We start from the raw sequence: 17,986 nt of genomic DNA, 5'->3' as shown, positions 1-17,986 counted from the left end.
CGTTTAGGCGTTGTTCACCTTACTTTCGATATAGTCGCAGAATTGTCCTAGGGTGGTTATGCCAGCCATTTCTTCGGGTTTAATCTTAAATCCGAATTTCTTTTCCACGATAACCACGATGTCAACGAAGTCTAGGCTGTCGATGCCCAGGTCGTCTTTGAGCTTTCCTTCGGGAACAATCTTATCTTCATCAATCTCCAAATCCTCAATGAGGAATTCTCTTACTTTTTCTTCAATTTCTTGTCTAGACATATTTATAGTGTATAATTAATGTTCTTTGTCACCTTGTTTTCAAAACGAATGGCCTCTGAAATGTCGTCTGTCAATAACGCTTTTTTCGTCGACGTATCAGTACAAGCCCTTTTGTACTGTGGCTACAAGCCTTTTGTAGTCAGGCTACAAGTGGTTTGTAGTCACCCTACAAGGCACTTGTACTGAATTTTGCACTTGGGTATGGATCATCGCTTAATGGCCATTCATTCTCCAAGCCTGCGTTTTTTACTGTATGTTGTGCCGACTTAATGACCGCGTTAGCGCATGCATTAGGGAAGCGAAACTTCCAAAATGCTGTGCCCGCGACCTATTCCGTCGTGCGTGGTCACCACTTTCAGACCCGCTTCCGCTATCAACCGAGCCATGTCTTCGCTGTGATACATCTTCGAATTGCCGTTGGCCAAGGCCGTGAAGTAAACACTGGTCATGGTTAGGCATAGGGCTGTGGTTTCATACTGCTGTCTGTCCCAGAACGTTTCCATAATGAATAGGCGCGTTTGAGGGGTCATCACGGCGGCCGCCTTTTGCAAGATGGCCACTATTTGAGCCTCCGAGAAGCAGTCGAGAAACTGACTCATCCATATCGCATCCCATTCTCCCTTGGGCAGTTCGCTAGCGTTGTCGAGCATGTTAGCGGCATAATCGGCAATGCGTTCTGCCCCCGTCTTACCGGATATGTTCTTTCGCATCATGCCTATTTGACCTGGGAGGTCTACGATGGTTACGTTAACATCGGCCGAATGGGCCACGCAGCGCAGCGCAAAGCGACCCGTATTGCCGCCAACGTCCATCAAATGGCGCGGGTTATTGGCGAAAACGATGTTCAAAGCCTCGTCGAACGAGTTGTCGCTATAAAAGTGGTCGAACCCGAACCAGCTTTTTTGCACCTCTTCGGGCAGTTTCGAAAGCCCCTCGTAGATGGTGGGCCAATCGCCAAGAGTTTTCAATCCTTCGGGCTTTTCGTTCTTCAAAGCCTCTTCTAAGAAGAACATCCCGCGATAGTTAACATCGTGGTTGAAGTCCATGTTCACGCGCGTAGAGTCGTCGGTGAGCAAGAACCAGCCCGTTTTCGACAGCGAGAAGCGGCCCGTTTCTTCTTCAACTAGTACGATACCAGCCGAGAGCGACGCCTCGGTGAGTATCTTGATGGCATAGGGTGATAGCTTGGTGCGCTGTACAAGTTCGTCTTGCGTAAGTCCGTCTTGGTTGTCGCGCAGCATGTCGAGTATGCCGAACTTCACCATTAGGCGTGAAACCTGAAACACCATTGGTGCCCAAGCAATGAATTGGGCCATGCGTTGGGCTTCGCCAGCCGACATGCGCTCGTGGCTATACCTCTTAGATAATGCGGGAAAGAGATGCATATAATGTACTAAGTATATGAGTTTACTAGTTTATGAGTTTCTGAGTTGAGGCGTAAGTTGATGAGTAAGCCAATGACTTTGTAAGTTCATGGCGCCATGGGTTTGTAAAGAAGCCTGTGGGGTGTTAGGCTCAAGACAGACAACCTTCAAACCTACGTGCGGTAAAACCGAAAGACTCACCCAGCCAGAAGCTTACGAACCTACTTCTGTTTCTTACAAGCCTTCTTGAGACATTTCACCGAACGCGAGGCCAGTTTCTTGAAGATGTCGCGCAAGCGTTTGCTCTCGGAGTATTGGCTACCACTGGAAAGATCGTCAATGCGAAGTTTGGTAATCTCCTTGTTGCCGTCGTATATCTCCACGTCGCATGCCAAATGGGCATCCCCAGAACCGAAGCCAATTAACACGGCTAGCGCGGCGATGCCCAGATGCAGGCGTTTCATCTTCACAACGAGGCGTAGGGGCGTGCCCTCATCTTTTTCGGCAATGGCTTTAAGACCATCTTTGTTGTCGTTATTCCATTTCTCCACAAACTGGCTCACGCACAATTCCATGTCGCTTGACCAGTCGCGTACGTTCTCTTCACCTCGCTCTTGCAGGTATTGCATGTAGGGTTTACCCTCGATATTCAGGTCCGAGTAGTCTACTTCAACCACACATTTGCGGTTATCGTTTACGATACAGGCATTCCCCCTGATAAAGTTCATGTCGCTGTCGGCCATCGCCTTGGATGCAAAGACCAGCATAGCAAGTGCCAAAAAAAGATGTTTCATAACGGTAAGTTTAAGTTTGGTGTGTTGCCTATACGCCTTGCGTGTTCGCTGCAGCACTGTTTTACCGAGCGAAAACGAGGCGCGTGGCAGGTTATTTCTTAATGATAAGTGCGCTGTTAGTTCCGCCAAAACCAAACGAATTGCTCAATACGGTGTTTACCTGCGTGTCTATACGATGGGTTGCCAACCGTAGTTTGGCCGAGTGTTCGTCGGGGTTTTCGAAGTTGATGTTGGGTGCAACAAATCCGCCTTGCATCATCAAGATGGAGTAAACCACCTCGCTTGCACCCGCCATCCAACATTCGTGCCCTGTCATTCCTTTGGTAGAGCTAATCCAAGGCATGTGTTCGCCAAACAGTCGGTCAAGTGCAATGGCCTCGAACATATCTCCCTGAGGCGTGGATGTGGCGTGAGCATTAACGTAATCGATGTCGGCAGGCGACAGGTTGGCATCGTTCAAGGCTCGCGTCATGGCCGTAACCGAGCCCTCGTCGCTAGGTTGCGATATGCCGCCACCATTGCTCGAGAAGCCGTAACCCACCACTTCGCACAATATCGTAGCACCTCGTGCCACGGCATGGTCGTAATCTTCAAGCACCAATGCTGCCGCACCACCACTCGGAATCAGTCCGTCGCGGTCGCGATCGAAAGGTCGCGAGGCGCTTTGTGGGTCGTCCATGCGCTTCGAAAAAGCGCCAAGAGCATCGAAGGTGGCCATCGAATAGACATTCACCTCTTGTGCGCCACCGCATAGCACCATGCTTTGCAGACCCTGCTTGATCATCATATAGCCCAGTCCGATAGAGTGGCTGCCACTGGCACATGCCGCACTAACGGTGAAATTGATGCCTCGCAAGTGGAAGATGGTGCTTAGGTTCATGGTCACCGTTGAGTTCATGGCCTGGAAAATGTAGCCCGAGCCCAGCAATTGCGAGTCGTGTTTCTCGCTCATGATGGCTGCCGCCTCGATAACAGGTGTTGAAGAAGAGTCGTTTCCGAAGATGCAGCCCACCTCGTTGGCCAGCAGATAGTCGTCGTTGATACCCGCCATGGCGAATGCTTCACGACTAGCCATGAAGGCATATTCGCCTTCTTCGGCCATTCCGGTGCGCATACGACGGTCTAGCAAGCCCTTCAATACGGGGCGTTCTACGATACCCGTCAGCGCACTTTGATAGCCGTAGGTAAGTCGGTTTTCATCTATTCCGATGCCCGATTGCCCCGCCCGTAGCGCAGCCATTGTCTCTTCGGTATTCTTTCCCAAGCATCCCCAAACGCCGATGCCCGTTATTGCTACTCTTTTTTGCATGTTGTCTTTTTTTTAGGAGTTAAGAAGTAAGGAGTTAAGGAGTTAAGCCAAATGTTTTGGGATTTTCTCGCAGCTCCTATCTTAGGGGGTTAAGTCAAACATGTTGTGACTTTCTTGTAGTTCTTATCTAGGAGTTAAACCAAATGCATTGCTGGCTTTAAGATAGGAGTTTAATGTTTGGAATGAATGCCATTACTTGTTGTCGTCGATGCGCCAACAAAGCATTTGGCTTAACTCCTTAACTCCTTACTTCTTAACTCCTTGATAAATTACAACCCTCCCGTAATGGCGATGGTTTCGCCCGTTATATATGCGGCCTCGTCTGATGCGAGGAAAGCCACCAATGCGGCAACCTCTTCGGCCTTTCCGAAACGTTTCATGGGAACCAATTTCTTCAGTTCGCCTTGGTCTAGGTCGCCTGTCATGTCGCTTTCGATAAATCCAGGCGCCACGGCATTTACCGTAACCTTGCGTGCGGCCACCTCTTGTGCCAGAGCTTTTGTGGCTCCGATGAGTGCCGCCTTTGCTGCCGAGTAGTTCACTTGGCCAGCCATTCCTTTAAGTCCCGACACCGATGAGATGTTCACGATGCGACCATGGCGATGCGTGAGCATGTCTTTCAGCAGGCGACGCGTTAGATGAAAGAAGGCGTTGAGCGATGTTTGCAACACGCTGTTCCACTCTTCGTTCTGCATAAACACCATGAGGTTGTCGCGACGAATACCTGCATTGTTCACCAATACGTCAATATACTCGTCGGGGTGTCGTTGTTGCCATTCCTCCACAGCTTGTTCTATGGCTTCGGGTTGGCCCACATCAAATCGCAACAGCTCTGCTTGGCCACCCTCGGCAACGATTTGTTCGAGCGTATGTTTTGCTGCTTCGTCGTTGTTGAGGTAGTTAATTACCACCGCATAACCTTGTTTCGCCAACTTGATAGCTATGGCTCGCCCGATTCCGCGCGACCCTCCTGTTATCAATGCATATTTCATCTAATGTTCCTTTTCAGTTTGTTTGTTGGACCAATAAGTCCCTTTTTAACATGCAAAGTTACGTATATTTTCGCTAAACGTTCCACTATTTGCGTTTATTATTAGATTTTAGGGATGTAAGTTGGGTGTATTAGCCACGGGAAATAAGTGGTTGAACAAGAAATGGTAGCGAAGAAATGGCAAGGGTTTATGGGCTAGTAAACGAGGCATACACCTCTTTTATATATGGGGTATGCTATAACTCGCTTGCTCAAGAATAAACTCCTTTTCTCGGTCAGCCTGTCAAGGGGTTCTTGATAACGGTGTCTTTCTAATTCATTTTTAACGCCAGTTTGAGATAACAAACTGCTCATAATAAGCCATGTACATGCTGGTGACCTTGCGCTATCTACCGCGTAGCGGTTGGTCTGTTGGAAGGGCAGGGTTGGAAGCCAAAGCGACCTACCCTGTCTAGACGGTGTTTATTATCCTTCAAGACCGTAGGTCTTGGTCTTTTTTGTTGGTTGGGTTACGTAAAGAAAATAGGTTATTCGTGAACTGAACTTACCAGATTAGAGGTTAATGCCATCAAATGGTAGACATATATAATAAGGTGACAAAGAGGCTATCGTGCCCATTCTTCACCGAGAAGCGTGTTCAATGGAAACAGACCAATACCTACGGCATTGTTTTCTCTCTGTGCCGCCTAGGCAGGGTAGATCGCTTGGGCTCCCAACCCTGCCCTTCCAAAGGCCCAACCGCTACGCGGTAGATAGCGCAAGGGCACTTATATGTACATGAGATACTATAAGTTTGCTGTAATCTCGACACTCAAATATAATACACAAGTTTGGGATGAGACGCCATACGTTTTACGCAAGAGTAAGATGCAACAAGATATGATTATGCCAACTATCGATACGCGATAGTTGGCATAATAGATGTATGTTGCATCTAGGCTAGTTCAAAGCATATCGTTCTATATCCCCAACTAGCACATTTTTAGCAACTCCTCGATATTCTTACGGCTATTACTCAGTCGCGGAACCTTATGTTGTCCGCCCAACTTACCTTTGCTTTTCAGCCAATCGTTAAACAATCCCTGGCGCGCCTCAACCACTTCCAACTGTTGCAGCGTAATATCCTTGTGGCGTTTGGCCTCGTAGTCGCTGTTAAGTTGTTGCAGACGAAGGTCTAATGCCTTAGCAAACGCGTTCAGATCGGCAGGTTTATGGGCGAATTCTATCAGCCATTGGTGTCGGCATTTGGCCTCGGCGTCCATAAAAACAGGTGCCGCCGTGTACTCTAACACCTCTGCGCCAGTCTCTTTACAGGCGTATGCCAACCCCTGCTCTGCGTTATCCATAATCAGTTCTTCGCCAAAGGCATTGATAAAATACTTCGTTCGCCCCGTAATCTTAAACTTATAAGGTTGCGTGGAGGTGAAGGTTACGGTGTCGCCGATAACATAACGCCAAAGGCCACAGGTGGTACTGATCACCATGGCATAGTTCTTACCCGGCTGTACGTCCCAAAGCGGAACCACCGAGGCGTTATCCGTTCCAAATTCGTCCATCGGAATGAACTCGTAAAACACGCCATAGTCTATCATCAGCAGCATGGCCTCGTCGCTGGGATCATCTTGCAGACCGAAGAAACCTTCGCTGGCGTTGTAGGTTTCCATGTATCGCATCTGCGGCGAACCCACCAACTTGCGGTATTGCTCACGATAAGGACCGAACGCTATGCCACCATGGAAAAACACTTCGAGCCCTGGCCACACCTCGGCCAGCGTGCTCTTGCCCGACAATTCCAATACGCGCACCAGCACAGAGAGCATCCACGAGGGTACACCCGATATGTTCGTAACATTGACGTGCAACGTCTGACGGGCTATGGCCTCACGTTTCGCCTCGAAATCAGCCATTAGCGCAACGCGTTTCTTGGGTACGCGCACTAGATTGGCCAAGGGATTGATGTTCTCGATGAGAATGGCGCTGAGGTCGCCCACAAGACTATGGGCCACGTTATAGTTGGATGCGTGGCTTCCACCCAATATAAGGCTACGCCCATCGAATAGCTTACTCTTCGGGTTGTTGCGCAGATAAAGGGCCACGGCGTCTTTTCCGCCTTTATAATGGATGTTTTTCAAGCCCTCGGCCGACACGGGGATGAACTTGCTTTTGTCGTTGGTGGTGCCCGACGACTTGGCGTACCACTTCACCACACCTGGCCAAAGCACATCGGCTTCACCGTGGCGCATGCGGTCGATGGGTTCTTTCAGCTCTTCGTAGGTGGTTACGGGCAAGCCGTTGGCAAAGTGTTCGTAGGTTTGCATGCCGTTCATGCCCCACGTTTTGCCATATTGCGTGCGTTGCCCTTGCTTTACAAGGTGCGCCAACACACGGCGTTGTATCTCTTCGCTGTTGTGCGCGTATACCTCAATGTCGGCCTGCCGACCCTTGAAAGCTCCGCTCACTAAGGATGTAATGCTCATTGTAGGTTTGTTTGAAAAGGCAAAATTACGCCAAAAACATGAAAAAACGCCATATTTGGGACAGAAATGGTGCGCGCAGAAGACAACCGATGGCGAAATGGCAGGAAAGAAAGCGGTATTCGTACAACGAAACTTACCACCTTAGCGGAGGTAAGGTTATCAGATGGTAGACATAATAAAAGGGCAACGAGGATAATATTCCGCCTAACCTGCTGCTAGAAACGCATTCAACAGAAACAGACCAAGAGCTACGTGGATTCGAGATAAGATACGGTGATTTGAAGCTAGATTACGTGAATTCGGGATAAAAGGCGATGCTTTTTAAACAAGACTTAGATAAAAATGAATAGCTATATCGCCAACTACCGCATAGCAGTTGGCGCAACATCCCTCACAGGCATATAGGCAACGATGTGTTGTTTGTTATCTCGAATTGGCATAGATTAGATAAAAACGGATGGCTATCTCACCAACCACCGCTACGTGGCAGTTGGCATAACGAGTTTCTCTCAACCCAAATTCTCGTAACGTTTGATACGAGCTTAGCACCATCTGGGCGGTTCGTTCCACAGCCTATCACCACTACCCACTCACCCTTCCTACTTCCAAACGCCATCTTTCGTTCCCCACCCGATAAGCTCTTGTAGTGAGCTTTTTAAACTCCCGCGGTGTTAAAGCTAAGCTGGACCCCTGTTCCAGATTAGTTGGAAGAGGGTTCCAGCTTAGTTGGAACAGCATTCCAGATAACATGGAACAGCCGTCCAAAACATCTCTAACACGGCGGTTAATCTAATAATGCGTTATAAGGACTTAGCAGGCACATTTCCGAAACAATGAAAATACGAACGACGGAATGGTTAATTGGCGCGTTGGGGATAAGAAACCATGTCTTTTGAACAATACTGGGCAGTTAAAGAAATGGCTATCTCGCCAACTAGCGCTAAGCGGCAGCTGGCATAACAATTGCGTTTTATCCCAAACTCGTGTAGACTTACGTCTTCGTTTTCTCTCTACGCGGTATAGGCAGGGTAGGTGGTGTTTACCATTTTTCATGGCCATAGGTATTGGTATTTATCTGTTGGCAACCCTCTTCGTGCGAATACAATTTGCCCCCAACCACTTTAAAAGGAGGTTGGGGGCAAAGGATGTTAGTACGAAATCTTCACTCCAAGGAAAAGGCTACGTGGCTGTGTGGGGCCGTAAACGTAGTCGGAGGCTCGCGAAGGGCCTTTGTCTAGATCTTTCTGATAGGCATCCAGCAGGTTCTGAACACCTGCGCTAGCCTGCAACTTCACTTGATTGTGAATGTAGAAGTCGTATGCCAACTTGAGGTTCAACGTGAGGAAGGCAGGCGTATGCTCGATGATGGAGAAATCTTTGGTGCGCTCGCTGCCGCCCTTGGGATGACCTACGAACATGCGACCTGTGTAAACGCCCGAGAGCGACACGTTGAAATCTATCGTGGGGCGCACGTTCAGCGTGAAATAACCATAGGTGTCGGGCGTGCGCAGCAGGCGTTTGGTGGTCTTAAACTCGTCTGCGGCATCGTCGTCCCATTCTTCCGCGGTGCGATAACGACTGTTTTGCCACGTAAATCCAGCCTGCAATTGCGCCCAAGAAGATAGCGAAGCCTTGCCTTCGAGGTTTAGTCCGAACACCGTTGCACCATTAGAGTTGTAGCGTTCTTCCACGCGCGCGCCATCAATAACGATGTCGTCGGCCAGCTTGCGCGTGGCAAACATGTTGTTCAGACGGGTGTAGAAGCCCTCGATAAGCAGGTTGGTTTGTACCTTTCCGAAGCTTTTATAGAGGTCGGCCGATGCGCTAAAGCTGTGCGAACGCTCTTCTTTCAAGTCCTTGGCAAGAGCAATCTTCACGCGATCTCCATCCGAAATCTTGGTGTGAAGGTCTTCATCGAAGGCCTGCGGAGCCCTAAACCCGCCTGCGTATGTAAGACGGAAGTTGGCGTTGGGCGTGGGATTGTAGCGCAGATTTACGCGCGGACTGAATATCAAGTGAGAAATAAGGTTGTGTTTGTCTAGTCGTCCGCCCAACAACAATCCCCAATGGGCGTTCTTCCATTCGTTTTGCACGAAGGCACTACTGATGCGCACGCGCTGCTCTAGCAGGCTGTTGTAGCCCAGCGAGCGGTCTTTGATGCGGTCGAAGCTGTATTCTGCGCCCACGGTAAGGTCGGCTGGCATGAACAACAGACGGTCGAAGTTGTGCACATACTGTGCTCCTGCAATGTAGTTGATGTTGTGTGTAACGTTGTATGCTCGTTGCGCCTTGTCGTAAGCTTGCGCGTTGGCTAGGATTTGCTGTTGGTCGCTGGGCAATTTAGTCGCATCGTCTTCGCTCATATCTAGGCTAAGACCCAGCTTATAGGCTTCGTTCAGGGCCTTTTGACCCTCGGCAGCACTGGCCAGTTCGCCTAAACCGCCATAGTAACTCTTACGGTCGACGTTCTGAAACGAGACGTATGCGCTGAAATGACCTTTGCCGTTGGGGTTGAAAAGGTCGTAAGACAGGCCACCACCGTTGATGGTATGCTCTATCTGTTCGGCTATATTGGCCTCGTGGGGTGGAAGAAACAGGTTGTTTCCACCACGACGGAACTCTTTCAGACCATGAAACTTGAGGGTGAGTTTTGAGTAATCGGTGAGGCGGAGGAAGCTGCTAAGCCCCAGAGTTTTATTGTCTAGCGTGGGCAGGTCGGTGTAACCGTCGCCATCGCGGTCGTAAGCCGAGCGGTGTCGGCTTTGTCCGTAGAGGTAAAAACCAGCCCTACCGTTGGTGGTTACAACCGAAACGTTGCCCGTTGTGTTGTTGTCGAACGACGTAGAGCCGTTTGTTGCGCCCGTGATGGTGTGCGCCAGCTCGGCCGAATTTTCGCTTGGCTCCTTGGTGATGATGTTAATCGTACCGCCAATGGCCGATGCACCGAAGAGGGCAGAGCCGCCACCGCGAACGATTTCCACACGTTCTACCATGTTGGCGGGTATCTGTTCGAGGCCGTAAACGCCTTGCAGGGCGGTAAACACTGGTCGCGAGTCTACCAATATCTGTGAGTAGTGCCCGTCAAGTCCGTTGATACGCACCTGCGAAAAGCCGCAATTGGTGCAATTGTCTTCGGTTCGTACGCCCGGTTGGAAGTTAAGTCCTTGTGCCAATGTCGTTGAATGGGTAGACTCGAACAACTTCGTGTCCAGAACATTCACGATAACAGGCGATTCGCGCCTAAGCGTTAGGCTGCGGTTGGCCGAAACAACCACCTCGTCGAGCGCTATTTCGTCTGGCTCCAGTTCGAAATTCATCTCGTGGGTGTAGTTCTTTTCGGTGGGCACTTCTTTTCTTAGGGCACGATATCCCGCAGAGCGCACCTCGATTTTCACCTTTCCCAGGGGCAGGTTTCTTAGCGAATAATGGCCTTCGGCATCGGTTGTGGTGGTTATAACCGTACCTATAACCAGCACGCTAGCGTGCGAAAGGGGGCGTTGCGTTTTGCTGTCTATCACGCTTCCCTTGATGTTTGCCTCCGTGTTCTCTTTCACTTCGTTTTCTGCCCGCACGTCAATGGGTACGCTTAGGACGAATGTCGCGCAGATGGCGAACATCATTTTAAAGAATTGTTTTTTTACTGTTCTTTTCTTTTTCATTTTAAATTGATTTTAATGCAGGCATGTTCTGTAAACCATCCGCTTAGGCGCAATTCACACTATCAGGACTTTTGTCGCCTTCTCGAAAAGTTCTAGAGCTCGCCTTTGATTTGTTGGTGCAAAGTTAGTAGTTTGTAATGAAACAGGCAATACCTAGAAGTTGGGAAACGAAGCCTCACCCCCAACCCCTCTCCAAGGGGATAGGGGAGTGGTATGCTTGGTGTATTTCAGTGGTAATGTGAAAAAATGGCTGTGTCTACCAACTTCTTAACTCATCTACTTGTTAACTCGTTAACTTGTCAACTCATCTATTCGCTAACTCGTCTACATATTAACTTGTCAACTCATCAACTTATCCACTAAGGTGGAAAGGATAAAAAAGACCGCTTCCCTCTTGTTGGAAGCGGTCTGTTAGTTTCATGAGCGGCTATGGTGCCATTGTCATCAGCGTTTCAAATTCTTGTTCAACTGGGCATCTAATGCAGGATAAGGCAGATAGATGCTCTTCTCTCCCTGCCAAACAACATTGTCGGGAACGAGCACACTCTCTTTCAACGTCACATTCGTTGCCACGGTGATCGGAGTGTTTTCCTTGCGACTGTTGAAGAGTTGCTCAAGGCGGTTGAGTCGCATCAAATCGTCTCGGCGTGTCACTAGTGCGGGCCAGTAACCTGCCACCTCCCATCCGTGCTCCTGAACGCAGGCCTCAGCAAAGTCGGCCGCACTAAGTCCAGCAGAGAGATTGGTCAGTCCCGCTCGGTTTCTCACCTTATTTATGCAATCGTAAGCCATCAGGTTGGGTGCTCCCTCAGCACGTGCCTGCGCCTCGGCATACCATAACAGAACCTCGGAATATCGGATAAGACGATGTCGATGGCTGTTAGACGAGATGTAACCAGCGGGTTTGGTGTAGTCGTAGTCACCCCCATCGGGTCCAACCGTAAAAATAGAGAACATGGGGTGTGCCTCTTCCACCTCCCACCAGTCTAGCAATTCCGTCTCATTATTGCGGCCGTTGTTCTTCAATATTTTGGGGTTGTAGGTGGCTGCTTTACGCGGTCCGTCGGGGAATTCTTTCCAAAACTTGATTTCTCCCCATCCATCTCCCCATCCACCGAGCGACTCGAAGAGGTTACTCTTAGTCATTTCAGAATCTTCGTCCCAAGCAAAAGAACCAGAGAAGTTGATACCCACAACGGTCTCGTTGGTGTAGTTGTGGCTTATGGCATACACATTTTTATAATCGCTTTCCAGTATATACTCGTATGTACCAGCCTGCACACCATCGATAACAGCTTTAGCCTGTTCGGCTGCATCGGCATAACGCTCGGTCTGTTGCAGGGGCCATCCTGCCATTGCCATATATACGGCAGTCAAAGTGGCTTGTGCCGCCTGCTTGGTAATGTAGATATTGGCCTCGTTAATGAGGCGTGGAGCCTCTGTGTACTTCGTAGGAAGCGTGGCAACACAGTCTTTTAAATCGGCCACAATCTGCTTATACACCTCTTCTACCGAGGTTAAGGGGCGGTTGTAGTCGATGTCTCCCTTGAGGTTCATTGGAATTGGGCCAAAGCGTCTCACAAGATAGAAGTAGTTCACTGCCCGCCAAAACTTAGCCTGCCCAATAGCGATGTCCTTCTCGGCATCCGTCGTAGGGGTCTTACCGGCATTGTTCACGATGTCGTTAGCAGCCTTGATGGCAACAAACGAGGTTCTCCATGCCCAGGCAGCACCATTGTTTCCGTCGTTAGGATGAAAAGCATCCACCTCGGCCAAGTGTTGTTTGTTGCTACCAGGATTAGTAGTGATGTCGTCTCCCTGCCACGCCATCATCATCGGGTTGGTATTGGTTTGTATGTCACACACTTTGCTATACAAAGCATACACACCCATGTTCAGTTCGTCTTGTGAAGAGAAATAATTATCGGGCGTTAGCTTCCCTTTTGGCTTTTCGGTAAGGAAGTCGCTACAAGATGTTGCCACCAGCGTTAGGCCAAGTGCACAACCAAAAATGTATCTGAGTTTCATTGTCGTTTAAGGATTGATTAGAAGTTGATTTTTACACCAAACGTGAAAGTGCGTGTCAGCGGATAGGCACCCATATCAATGCCATCATTGATGTCTACACTTCCGAGCGTCGTATCCATGAAAGAAGTGCCGGCAGGGTCTAATCCCTTATACCCAGTGATGGTAAAGACGTTCTGGCAGCTAAGCGACAGCCTCACATCGGCAAAACGCGTTTGCTTTTTCGAGAAGTTATAGGCCAGTGTGATGTTATCGCATCTGAAGTAATCGGCCTTTTCCAGCCACTTGGTAGACGCTGCCTGATAGTTGTTGTTGGTAACATTCACGGCAGGGTATATGGGATTATCCGACTTACCAAACGAGCGATAATAAGCTTCTCTCGACGTAATGAACTTCGATGCACCATTCATCGATGCTGCCCCATAGCGCATCAGATTAAGGCGTTTGGCACCAAAGGCTCCTGTAAAGAAGAGATTCAGTTCCCAGCCACGCCATTCTACGCGGTTGTTCCATCCCAAGGTAACGTCGGGCGTTGCTTTCCCAACATAGGTTCTGTCGCCTTCCGACACGGTTCCGCTACCATCTAGGTCGGCATAGGTGTCTCGACCATTGCTGTCGAGGCCTGTCCACTGGTACAGATAGAACGAACCGATGGGTTGCCCAACAGCAATCCTAGTAACGTCTCCCACTAAACCAAATGCAGGCGTGTAGCCTTTCACGAAGGGAATGTTGTCTAACGAAGTAACTTTGTTCTTCAGATAGGTGCCTGTGAGGGTGCTATTCCAAGTCAGGTCTTTGAGATTTAGCATCGTTGCATCTATCGACACGTCCAGTCCATGGTTATCCACTTCGCAAGCGTTCACCCAATAGTTACCGCCACCATCATACTCGGGCAGTGTTTTGCGAAGCAAGCCATCCTTGGTGAGTTTCTTGAAGTAGTCGATCGAGAACCGTACCCTACGATCGAGGATAGCGAAGTCTGCTCCAAAGTTGAACTGATGGGTTTTTTCCCAAGTGAGATCGGGTGTCTGACGATTAGTCCCAGCCCAGAAGCCCGTGTATTTCGACGACCCACCGAAGGCGTAGCCCACCTGTTTCATCAGTCCGAGCGTCTCATAAGGTTCGATAGCCTGACTGCCAACCAAGCCGTAGCTCCATCTAATTTTGGCATCTTGGATGATATTTTGCCTTTGCATAAACTTCTCGTTGCCCAGCGACCATGCCAGAGCCAACGAGGGGAAGAAGCCCCACTTGTTCTTAAAGAACTTGGAAGAACCGTCTGCACGGAAGGTACCGGTTACAAGATAACGATTGTCGTAGTTGTACATCAAACGTCCAACGCCCGATAACAAGGCCCACGACTCGTAACCATTCTCTTCGGTTTTGCTGTTGGCAAGACCGATATTCCACCACCTCACACTCTCGGTGAGCAGGTCGTCTCCAGCGATACGGATAAAACGATACTTCGATTGTGTGGATTCGAATACGCCAGTTGCCGTCAATGCATGTGCACCCCAGCTGCCAACATAGGTCAGGTTGTTGGTAGACTGAATCGTCATGCGTTGTGCATCATGGTTAGACATGCCGCTTTTATCGGCAACGAGCTTAGAGCCGAACCAATAGTATTTGGCATCGTTGTAGTCGATTCCGTTAGTGGTGGTGAACGTCAATCCAGGAAGGATATTGAATTTCAAGTCAATTCGCCCGTTAAAGATGTCTTGGCGGCTTTGTCCTCCGTTAAGTTCCATTGTTCCAACAGGGTTGTCTGAGGTGATGGCGTTATAGAAGTCGCGGTTGTATTTACCGTTTTCTCCCATCACGTCGGTAACGGGCGAGTAGTTAACCATCGTCCACATTACATTGCTTTTCGAAGCTCCGAAGTTGTAAGTGTTCCTTACATTGTGCGACGCGTTAAGGTCTGCCGTTAGGCTCAGCCAGCGAGTGATGTCCGAAGTGAGATTCATGCGCACCAGGTAACGTTCGTTCTTGGTCTTGATAACTGCTCCAGTTTGTCCCAGATAGTTGCCCGAGAGGTAATATTGTGTATTCTTATAGCCGTTGGTCAGCGTCACCTTGTAGTTTTGTGTTACCCCCGTTTGGAACATTTCATCCTGCCAATCGGTGCCCTTCGTTCCGTTTTGAAAGGCCGATAGGTCGTTGGCATTGAACGTATTGGGGTGTGCTTCGTTGTAGGCGGTAGCAAACTCATAGGCATTGAGCAAGTCGTAGCGCTTGGCAACATTGCTAAAGCCAATTTGCGCGTCGAACGAAACCTGCTTTACGTCTACCTTACCGGTTTTCGTTGTCACCAACACCACGCCGTTAGAACCACGAGAACCATAGATGGCCGTCGATGAAGCATCTTTCAACACTTGAATAGACTGCACGTCTTCGGGATCTAATCCCGTAAGACCACTTTCGCGAACGATGCCGTCGACAACGTAAAGCGGGTCGTTACTGCGGTTTATCGAGCCTGCACCACGCACCCTAATCTTCATGTCACCACCAGGAATGCCACTGCTAACGACATGAACACCCGAGATGCGACCTTGTAAAGCGTCGGATATTACCGTGATAGGTTGGTCTTTAAAAGCTTTGTTATCGAGTACCGATACCGAGCCTGCCAGGTCGGCTTTCTTCACCGTTCCGTAGCCCACTACCACTACTTCGTCCAACGCTTTCACATCGTCGGTCAGGGTAACATCCATGTTTCGGGCAGCACGCACTTCTTTGTCTTGCATGCCGATATACGAAATCACGAGCATTGAACCCACGGGAGCGTTGAGAGAGAAACGGCCGTTTGCATCGGTAACGGTTTTGTTCGGTGTGTCTTTTTGTTGTACCGTCACGCCCACAAGCGGGTCTCCCTTGCTGTCGGAGATCGTTCCCGACACGCTCGAATGTGTTGCCTGCATGTCGGTTTGCTTTGAAAAAACGATATATTTACCAGGTGTCACCTCGTATTTGATACCCCTACCCTGCACAAATTGGCTGATAAAATAAGATACAGAACCTGCATCCTTCGAGAAATTCACCAAAGATTGGGTATCTAGATCGATGTTGCTGTAAACGAAGAGATAGCCCGTTTGCTTCTCTATTTCGGAAAACAACTGTGCAATGGGCAGTGTTTTAGCCGAAAGTTTCACCGTCTGCCCTTGCGCTGAGGCGTTCTGCACACTCAGAAAGCAGCAAATGAGCCAGGCAAGCAGCCGAGATTTGGATACGAAAAGCCCTTTCATGGCCGTCGCTGCCTGATGTAGAGTTGATAAGTTGTTCATGTGTAAAAAGTTAACTGAATGAAATTTGATTTTGTTATTTATCGAGGTACCCTGCAAAGAGGCAGAGCACCAGTTGGATCTAGGTTTTTTTAGAGTTAAAAAAACTCGCTATTCTCGGTTTCTAGAGGTATGTCATAGGCAGTTGTTGTTGAGGGGTTAATATTGCAATGGCTTCATTTATCACTTCAATCTATATTGGGATGTAGTTCTATCTCGTTGCTTTCACGTTTCTGCACCACCTTGAAATACTGCACCCTACTGATAACATCGAGAATGTTTACCACCCCATCGCTCTTTCTGAACTTACCCGAATAGCGGGTTTTGAGAAGGGATGGATCTTTCACCATGATTTTAACGTTGAAGCAGGTTTGCAGATTAGCAATGATGTCGGCCATAGTTGCCGACTTGAACACCAATAGTCCATCTTTCCAAGCTGCCACATCGGCATCCATTCTACTCTTGGTCATTTGGTCGCCCCTCACCGTAAGCTGTTCGTTGGGGTACAGAATAATGCCCCGTTGTTCGTCGTTTTCTCGATAAACGCTGACCATTCCATGCAACAAAGACACAGTGAGTGGTTCGGCGGCATAACCCCTGACATTAAAACGCGTGCCAATAACCTTTACACATACGCCTTTTGCCGACACCACAAAGGGTAGATTGCCATCCTTAGTCACATCAAACAGAGCCTCGCCTGTAAGCTCTATTCGCCGTTCTCCCTCAAAATACGAGGGATAACGCAAGGTTGAACCTCCATTTACCCATACTTTGCTACCATCTGAAAGGGTGATTTGGCAGTGCTGCCCATGGGGTACGGTGAGCGACTGCATGGCTATCGCTCCTGGACCCTTGGTTTGATAGTACCCAATAGCTAATGTCACGGCGATGATCAGCACGCCCATAGCGGCATATTTCAGCAGGGGTCTTCCCAATCGGTAAAGCATTCTGCGTCGCAGCTGCACCTTCAAACTGGGCAACTGGGCCTCTCCCTCCTCACGATCGGTAAAAGAAGAGTGCAGCGTAGCTAAGGCCGAGACATTTAAGAGGCCTGTTAGGGCGGTTTTCAGTTCGGCATCCTGCTCGGCATCACTCAGCAGTTGGCCCACCTCTTCCGTATTAAGCTCGCCTTGTTGATATTTCACAATGCGTTCGTCTATCATTGTTCAGGTTTTATATGTGATACACACAAAAAACCGTTTCCGCTAAAACAAAACGAAAACGGCAATGGTTTTTTATCTTCTTTAACTTTTTCATCTAGTCTCCACGCATGAGAAAGAGAAAAGAAAAACTAATAATGGCAGATATTGCTTCAGCTCTTGTCGCAGCTTTCGATAGGCAATGCCCATTTGAGTCTCGATGGTATTCACAGATATGCCCAACTGCTGGGCGATGTCGGCATGCCGCATGCCTTGCAATTTGCTCATTACGAAAATCTCTCGGCACTTTTCGGGCAGACGAGAGATGGCTTCTTCGAGAGCACGATCAATGTCTTCTTCGTTGTGAAAGTTGGTTTCGGTTTGCAACAAGGCATCAAATCCCAACTGCATCTCTTGTCTATAAACATCTTGAAGCAAGGTTGTGGCAGCGGTTTGCACCAACTTGTCGCGCAGATAGTTGAGACAAGCGTTCCTAATGCACGTAAACAAGTAGCCAACGACATGAAAATCAGCATCAATTGCCCTAGGATGCTCGTACAACTTGATGAAGACATCTTGCACAATGTCTTCGGCGTCGTTTTCAGACTTGACGTAAGTTGCGGCAAATCTTTTCGCACGGGAATACCATCTAATATATAACTCGTCGAAGTTGGGCATCAGGAAGTGGAGATTTCAGAAGG

13 protein-coding genes are annotated in these 17,986 nt (G+C 48.9%); 1 reads left to right on the top strand and 12 read right to left on the bottom strand.

All coding sequences use genetic code 11. The features are described from left to right. Window positions 1-3: 3 nt before the first annotated feature. From F453_RS0105225 to F453_RS0105200, 6 genes are all read right to left on the bottom strand, one after another. Complete coding sequence (locus tag F453_RS0105225; RefSeq protein WP_009236905.1) at window positions 4-252, bottom strand: acyl carrier protein; 249 nt, start codon at window positions 250-252, stop codon at window positions 4-6. Between the two features lie 290 nt (window positions 253-542). Then, on the bottom strand, window positions 543-1,637 hold the full coding sequence (locus F453_RS0105220; RefSeq protein WP_026292465.1) for a FlxJ family methyltransferase: 1,095 nt from the start codon (window positions 1,635-1,637) through the stop codon (window positions 543-545). Between the two features lie 200 nt (window positions 1,638-1,837). Beyond that, window positions 1,838-2,410 (bottom strand): hypothetical protein, encoded by a 573-nt coding sequence (locus F453_RS0105215; protein ID WP_033404181.1) that lies wholly within the window; start codon window positions 2,408-2,410, stop codon window positions 1,838-1,840. A gap of 91 nt (window positions 2,411-2,501) precedes the next feature. After that, window positions 2,502-3,719: a beta-ketoacyl-[acyl-carrier-protein] synthase family protein gene (locus tag F453_RS0105210; protein WP_018967069.1), complete on the bottom strand. Its 1,218-nt coding sequence runs from the start codon at window positions 3,717-3,719 to the stop codon at window positions 2,502-2,504. Window positions 3,720-3,988: 269 nt separating this feature from the next. Then, window positions 3,989-4,711: a flexirubin biosynthesis SDR family reductase FlxB gene (flxB, locus tag F453_RS0105205; protein WP_018967068.1), complete on the bottom strand. Its 723-nt coding sequence runs from the start codon at window positions 4,709-4,711 to the stop codon at window positions 3,989-3,991. Window positions 4,712-5,681: 970 nt separating this feature from the next. Beyond that, on the bottom strand, window positions 5,682-7,187 hold the full coding sequence (locus F453_RS0105200; RefSeq protein ID WP_018967067.1) for a GH3 auxin-responsive promoter family protein: 1,506 nt from the start codon (window positions 7,185-7,187) through the stop codon (window positions 5,682-5,684). Window positions 7,188-7,225: 38 nt separating this feature from the next. Here F453_RS0105200 and F453_RS16440 point away from each other — a divergent pair, with 38 nt between their 5' ends. Next, on the top strand, window positions 7,226-7,357 hold the full coding sequence (locus F453_RS16440) for a hypothetical protein (protein WP_262502541.1): 132 nt from the start codon (window positions 7,226-7,228) through the stop codon (window positions 7,355-7,357). A gap of 412 nt (window positions 7,358-7,769) precedes the next feature. Here the strand turns inward: F453_RS16440 and F453_RS16115 are convergent, their stop codons facing one another. The 6 genes from F453_RS16115 to F453_RS0105170 form a co-directional block, all read right to left on the bottom strand. Beyond that, window positions 7,770-7,937: a thioesterase gene (locus tag F453_RS16115; RefSeq protein WP_081619118.1), complete on the bottom strand. Its 168-nt coding sequence runs from the start codon at window positions 7,935-7,937 to the stop codon at window positions 7,770-7,772. A 398-nt stretch (window positions 7,938-8,335) separates the two neighbouring features. Beyond that, entirely contained in the window at window positions 8,336-10,846 is a 2,511-nt protein-coding gene (locus F453_RS0105190; RefSeq protein WP_018967065.1) for a TonB-dependent receptor, read from the bottom strand. 444 nt (window positions 10,847-11,290) lie between these two features. After that, complete coding sequence (locus F453_RS0105185; protein ID WP_018967064.1) at window positions 11,291-12,874, bottom strand: RagB/SusD family nutrient uptake outer membrane protein; 1,584 nt, start codon at window positions 12,872-12,874, stop codon at window positions 11,291-11,293. A 17-nt stretch (window positions 12,875-12,891) separates the two neighbouring features. After that, complete coding sequence (locus F453_RS0105180; RefSeq protein WP_026292464.1) at window positions 12,892-16,149, bottom strand: SusC/RagA family TonB-linked outer membrane protein; 3,258 nt, start codon at window positions 16,147-16,149, stop codon at window positions 12,892-12,894. Window positions 16,150-16,334: 185 nt separating this feature from the next. Beyond that, window positions 16,335-17,309: a FecR family protein gene (locus F453_RS0105175; protein ID WP_018967062.1), complete on the bottom strand. Its 975-nt coding sequence runs from the start codon at window positions 17,307-17,309 to the stop codon at window positions 16,335-16,337. 90 nt (window positions 17,310-17,399) lie between these two features. After that, window positions 17,400-17,963 (bottom strand): RNA polymerase sigma-70 factor, encoded by a 564-nt coding sequence (locus F453_RS0105170; RefSeq protein WP_018967061.1) that lies wholly within the window; start codon window positions 17,961-17,963, stop codon window positions 17,400-17,402. Between the last annotated feature and the right edge of the window lie 23 nt (window positions 17,964-17,986).

Origin of the sequence: Hoylesella loescheii DSM 19665 = JCM 12249 = ATCC 15930 (assembly GCF_000378085.1) — a bacterium.
Taxonomy (GTDB): Bacteria; Bacteroidota; Bacteroidia; order Bacteroidales; family Bacteroidaceae; genus Prevotella; species Prevotella loescheii.
Note: the sequence above shows the minus strand (reverse complement) of the source record. Positions and strands in the feature narration are given on the sequence as shown.

Coding starts and splice junctions, on each gene's coding strand:
- F453_RS0105225 (WP_009236905.1), bottom strand. CDS start 252: ATGTCTAGACAAGAAATTGAAGAAAAAGTAAGAGAATTCCTCATTGAG.
- F453_RS0105220 (WP_026292465.1), bottom strand. CDS start 1,637: ATGCATCTCTTTCCCGCATTATCTAAGAGGTATAGCCACGAGCGCATG.
- F453_RS0105215 (WP_033404181.1), bottom strand. CDS start 2,410: ATGAAACATCTTTTTTTGGCACTTGCTATGCTGGTCTTTGCATCCAAG.
- F453_RS0105210 (WP_018967069.1), bottom strand. CDS start 3,719: ATGCAAAAAAGAGTAGCAATAACGGGCATCGGCGTTTGGGGATGCTTG.
- flxB (WP_018967068.1), bottom strand. CDS start 4,711: ATGAAATATGCATTGATAACAGGAGGGTCGCGCGGAATCGGGCGAGCC.
- F453_RS0105200 (WP_018967067.1), bottom strand. CDS start 7,187: ATGAGCATTACATCCTTAGTGAGCGGAGCTTTCAAGGGTCGGCAGGCC.
- F453_RS16440 (WP_262502541.1), top strand. CDS start 7,226: ATGAAAAAACGCCATATTTGGGACAGAAATGGTGCGCGCAGAAGACAA.
- F453_RS16115 (WP_081619118.1), bottom strand. CDS start 7,937: ATGTTATCTGGAATGCTGTTCCAACTAAGCTGGAACCCTCTTCCAACT.
- F453_RS0105190 (WP_018967065.1), bottom strand. CDS start 10,846: ATGAAAAAGAAAAGAACAGTAAAAAAACAATTCTTTAAAATGATGTTC.
- F453_RS0105185 (WP_018967064.1), bottom strand. CDS start 12,874: ATGAAACTCAGATACATTTTTGGTTGTGCACTTGGCCTAACGCTGGTG.
- F453_RS0105180 (WP_026292464.1), bottom strand. CDS start 16,149: ATGAACAACTTATCAACTCTACATCAGGCAGCGACGGCCATGAAAGGG.
- F453_RS0105175 (WP_018967062.1), bottom strand. CDS start 17,309: ATGATAGACGAACGCATTGTGAAATATCAACAAGGCGAGCTTAATACG.
- F453_RS0105170 (WP_018967061.1), bottom strand. CDS start 17,963: ATGCCCAACTTCGACGAGTTATATATTAGATGGTATTCCCGTGCGAAA.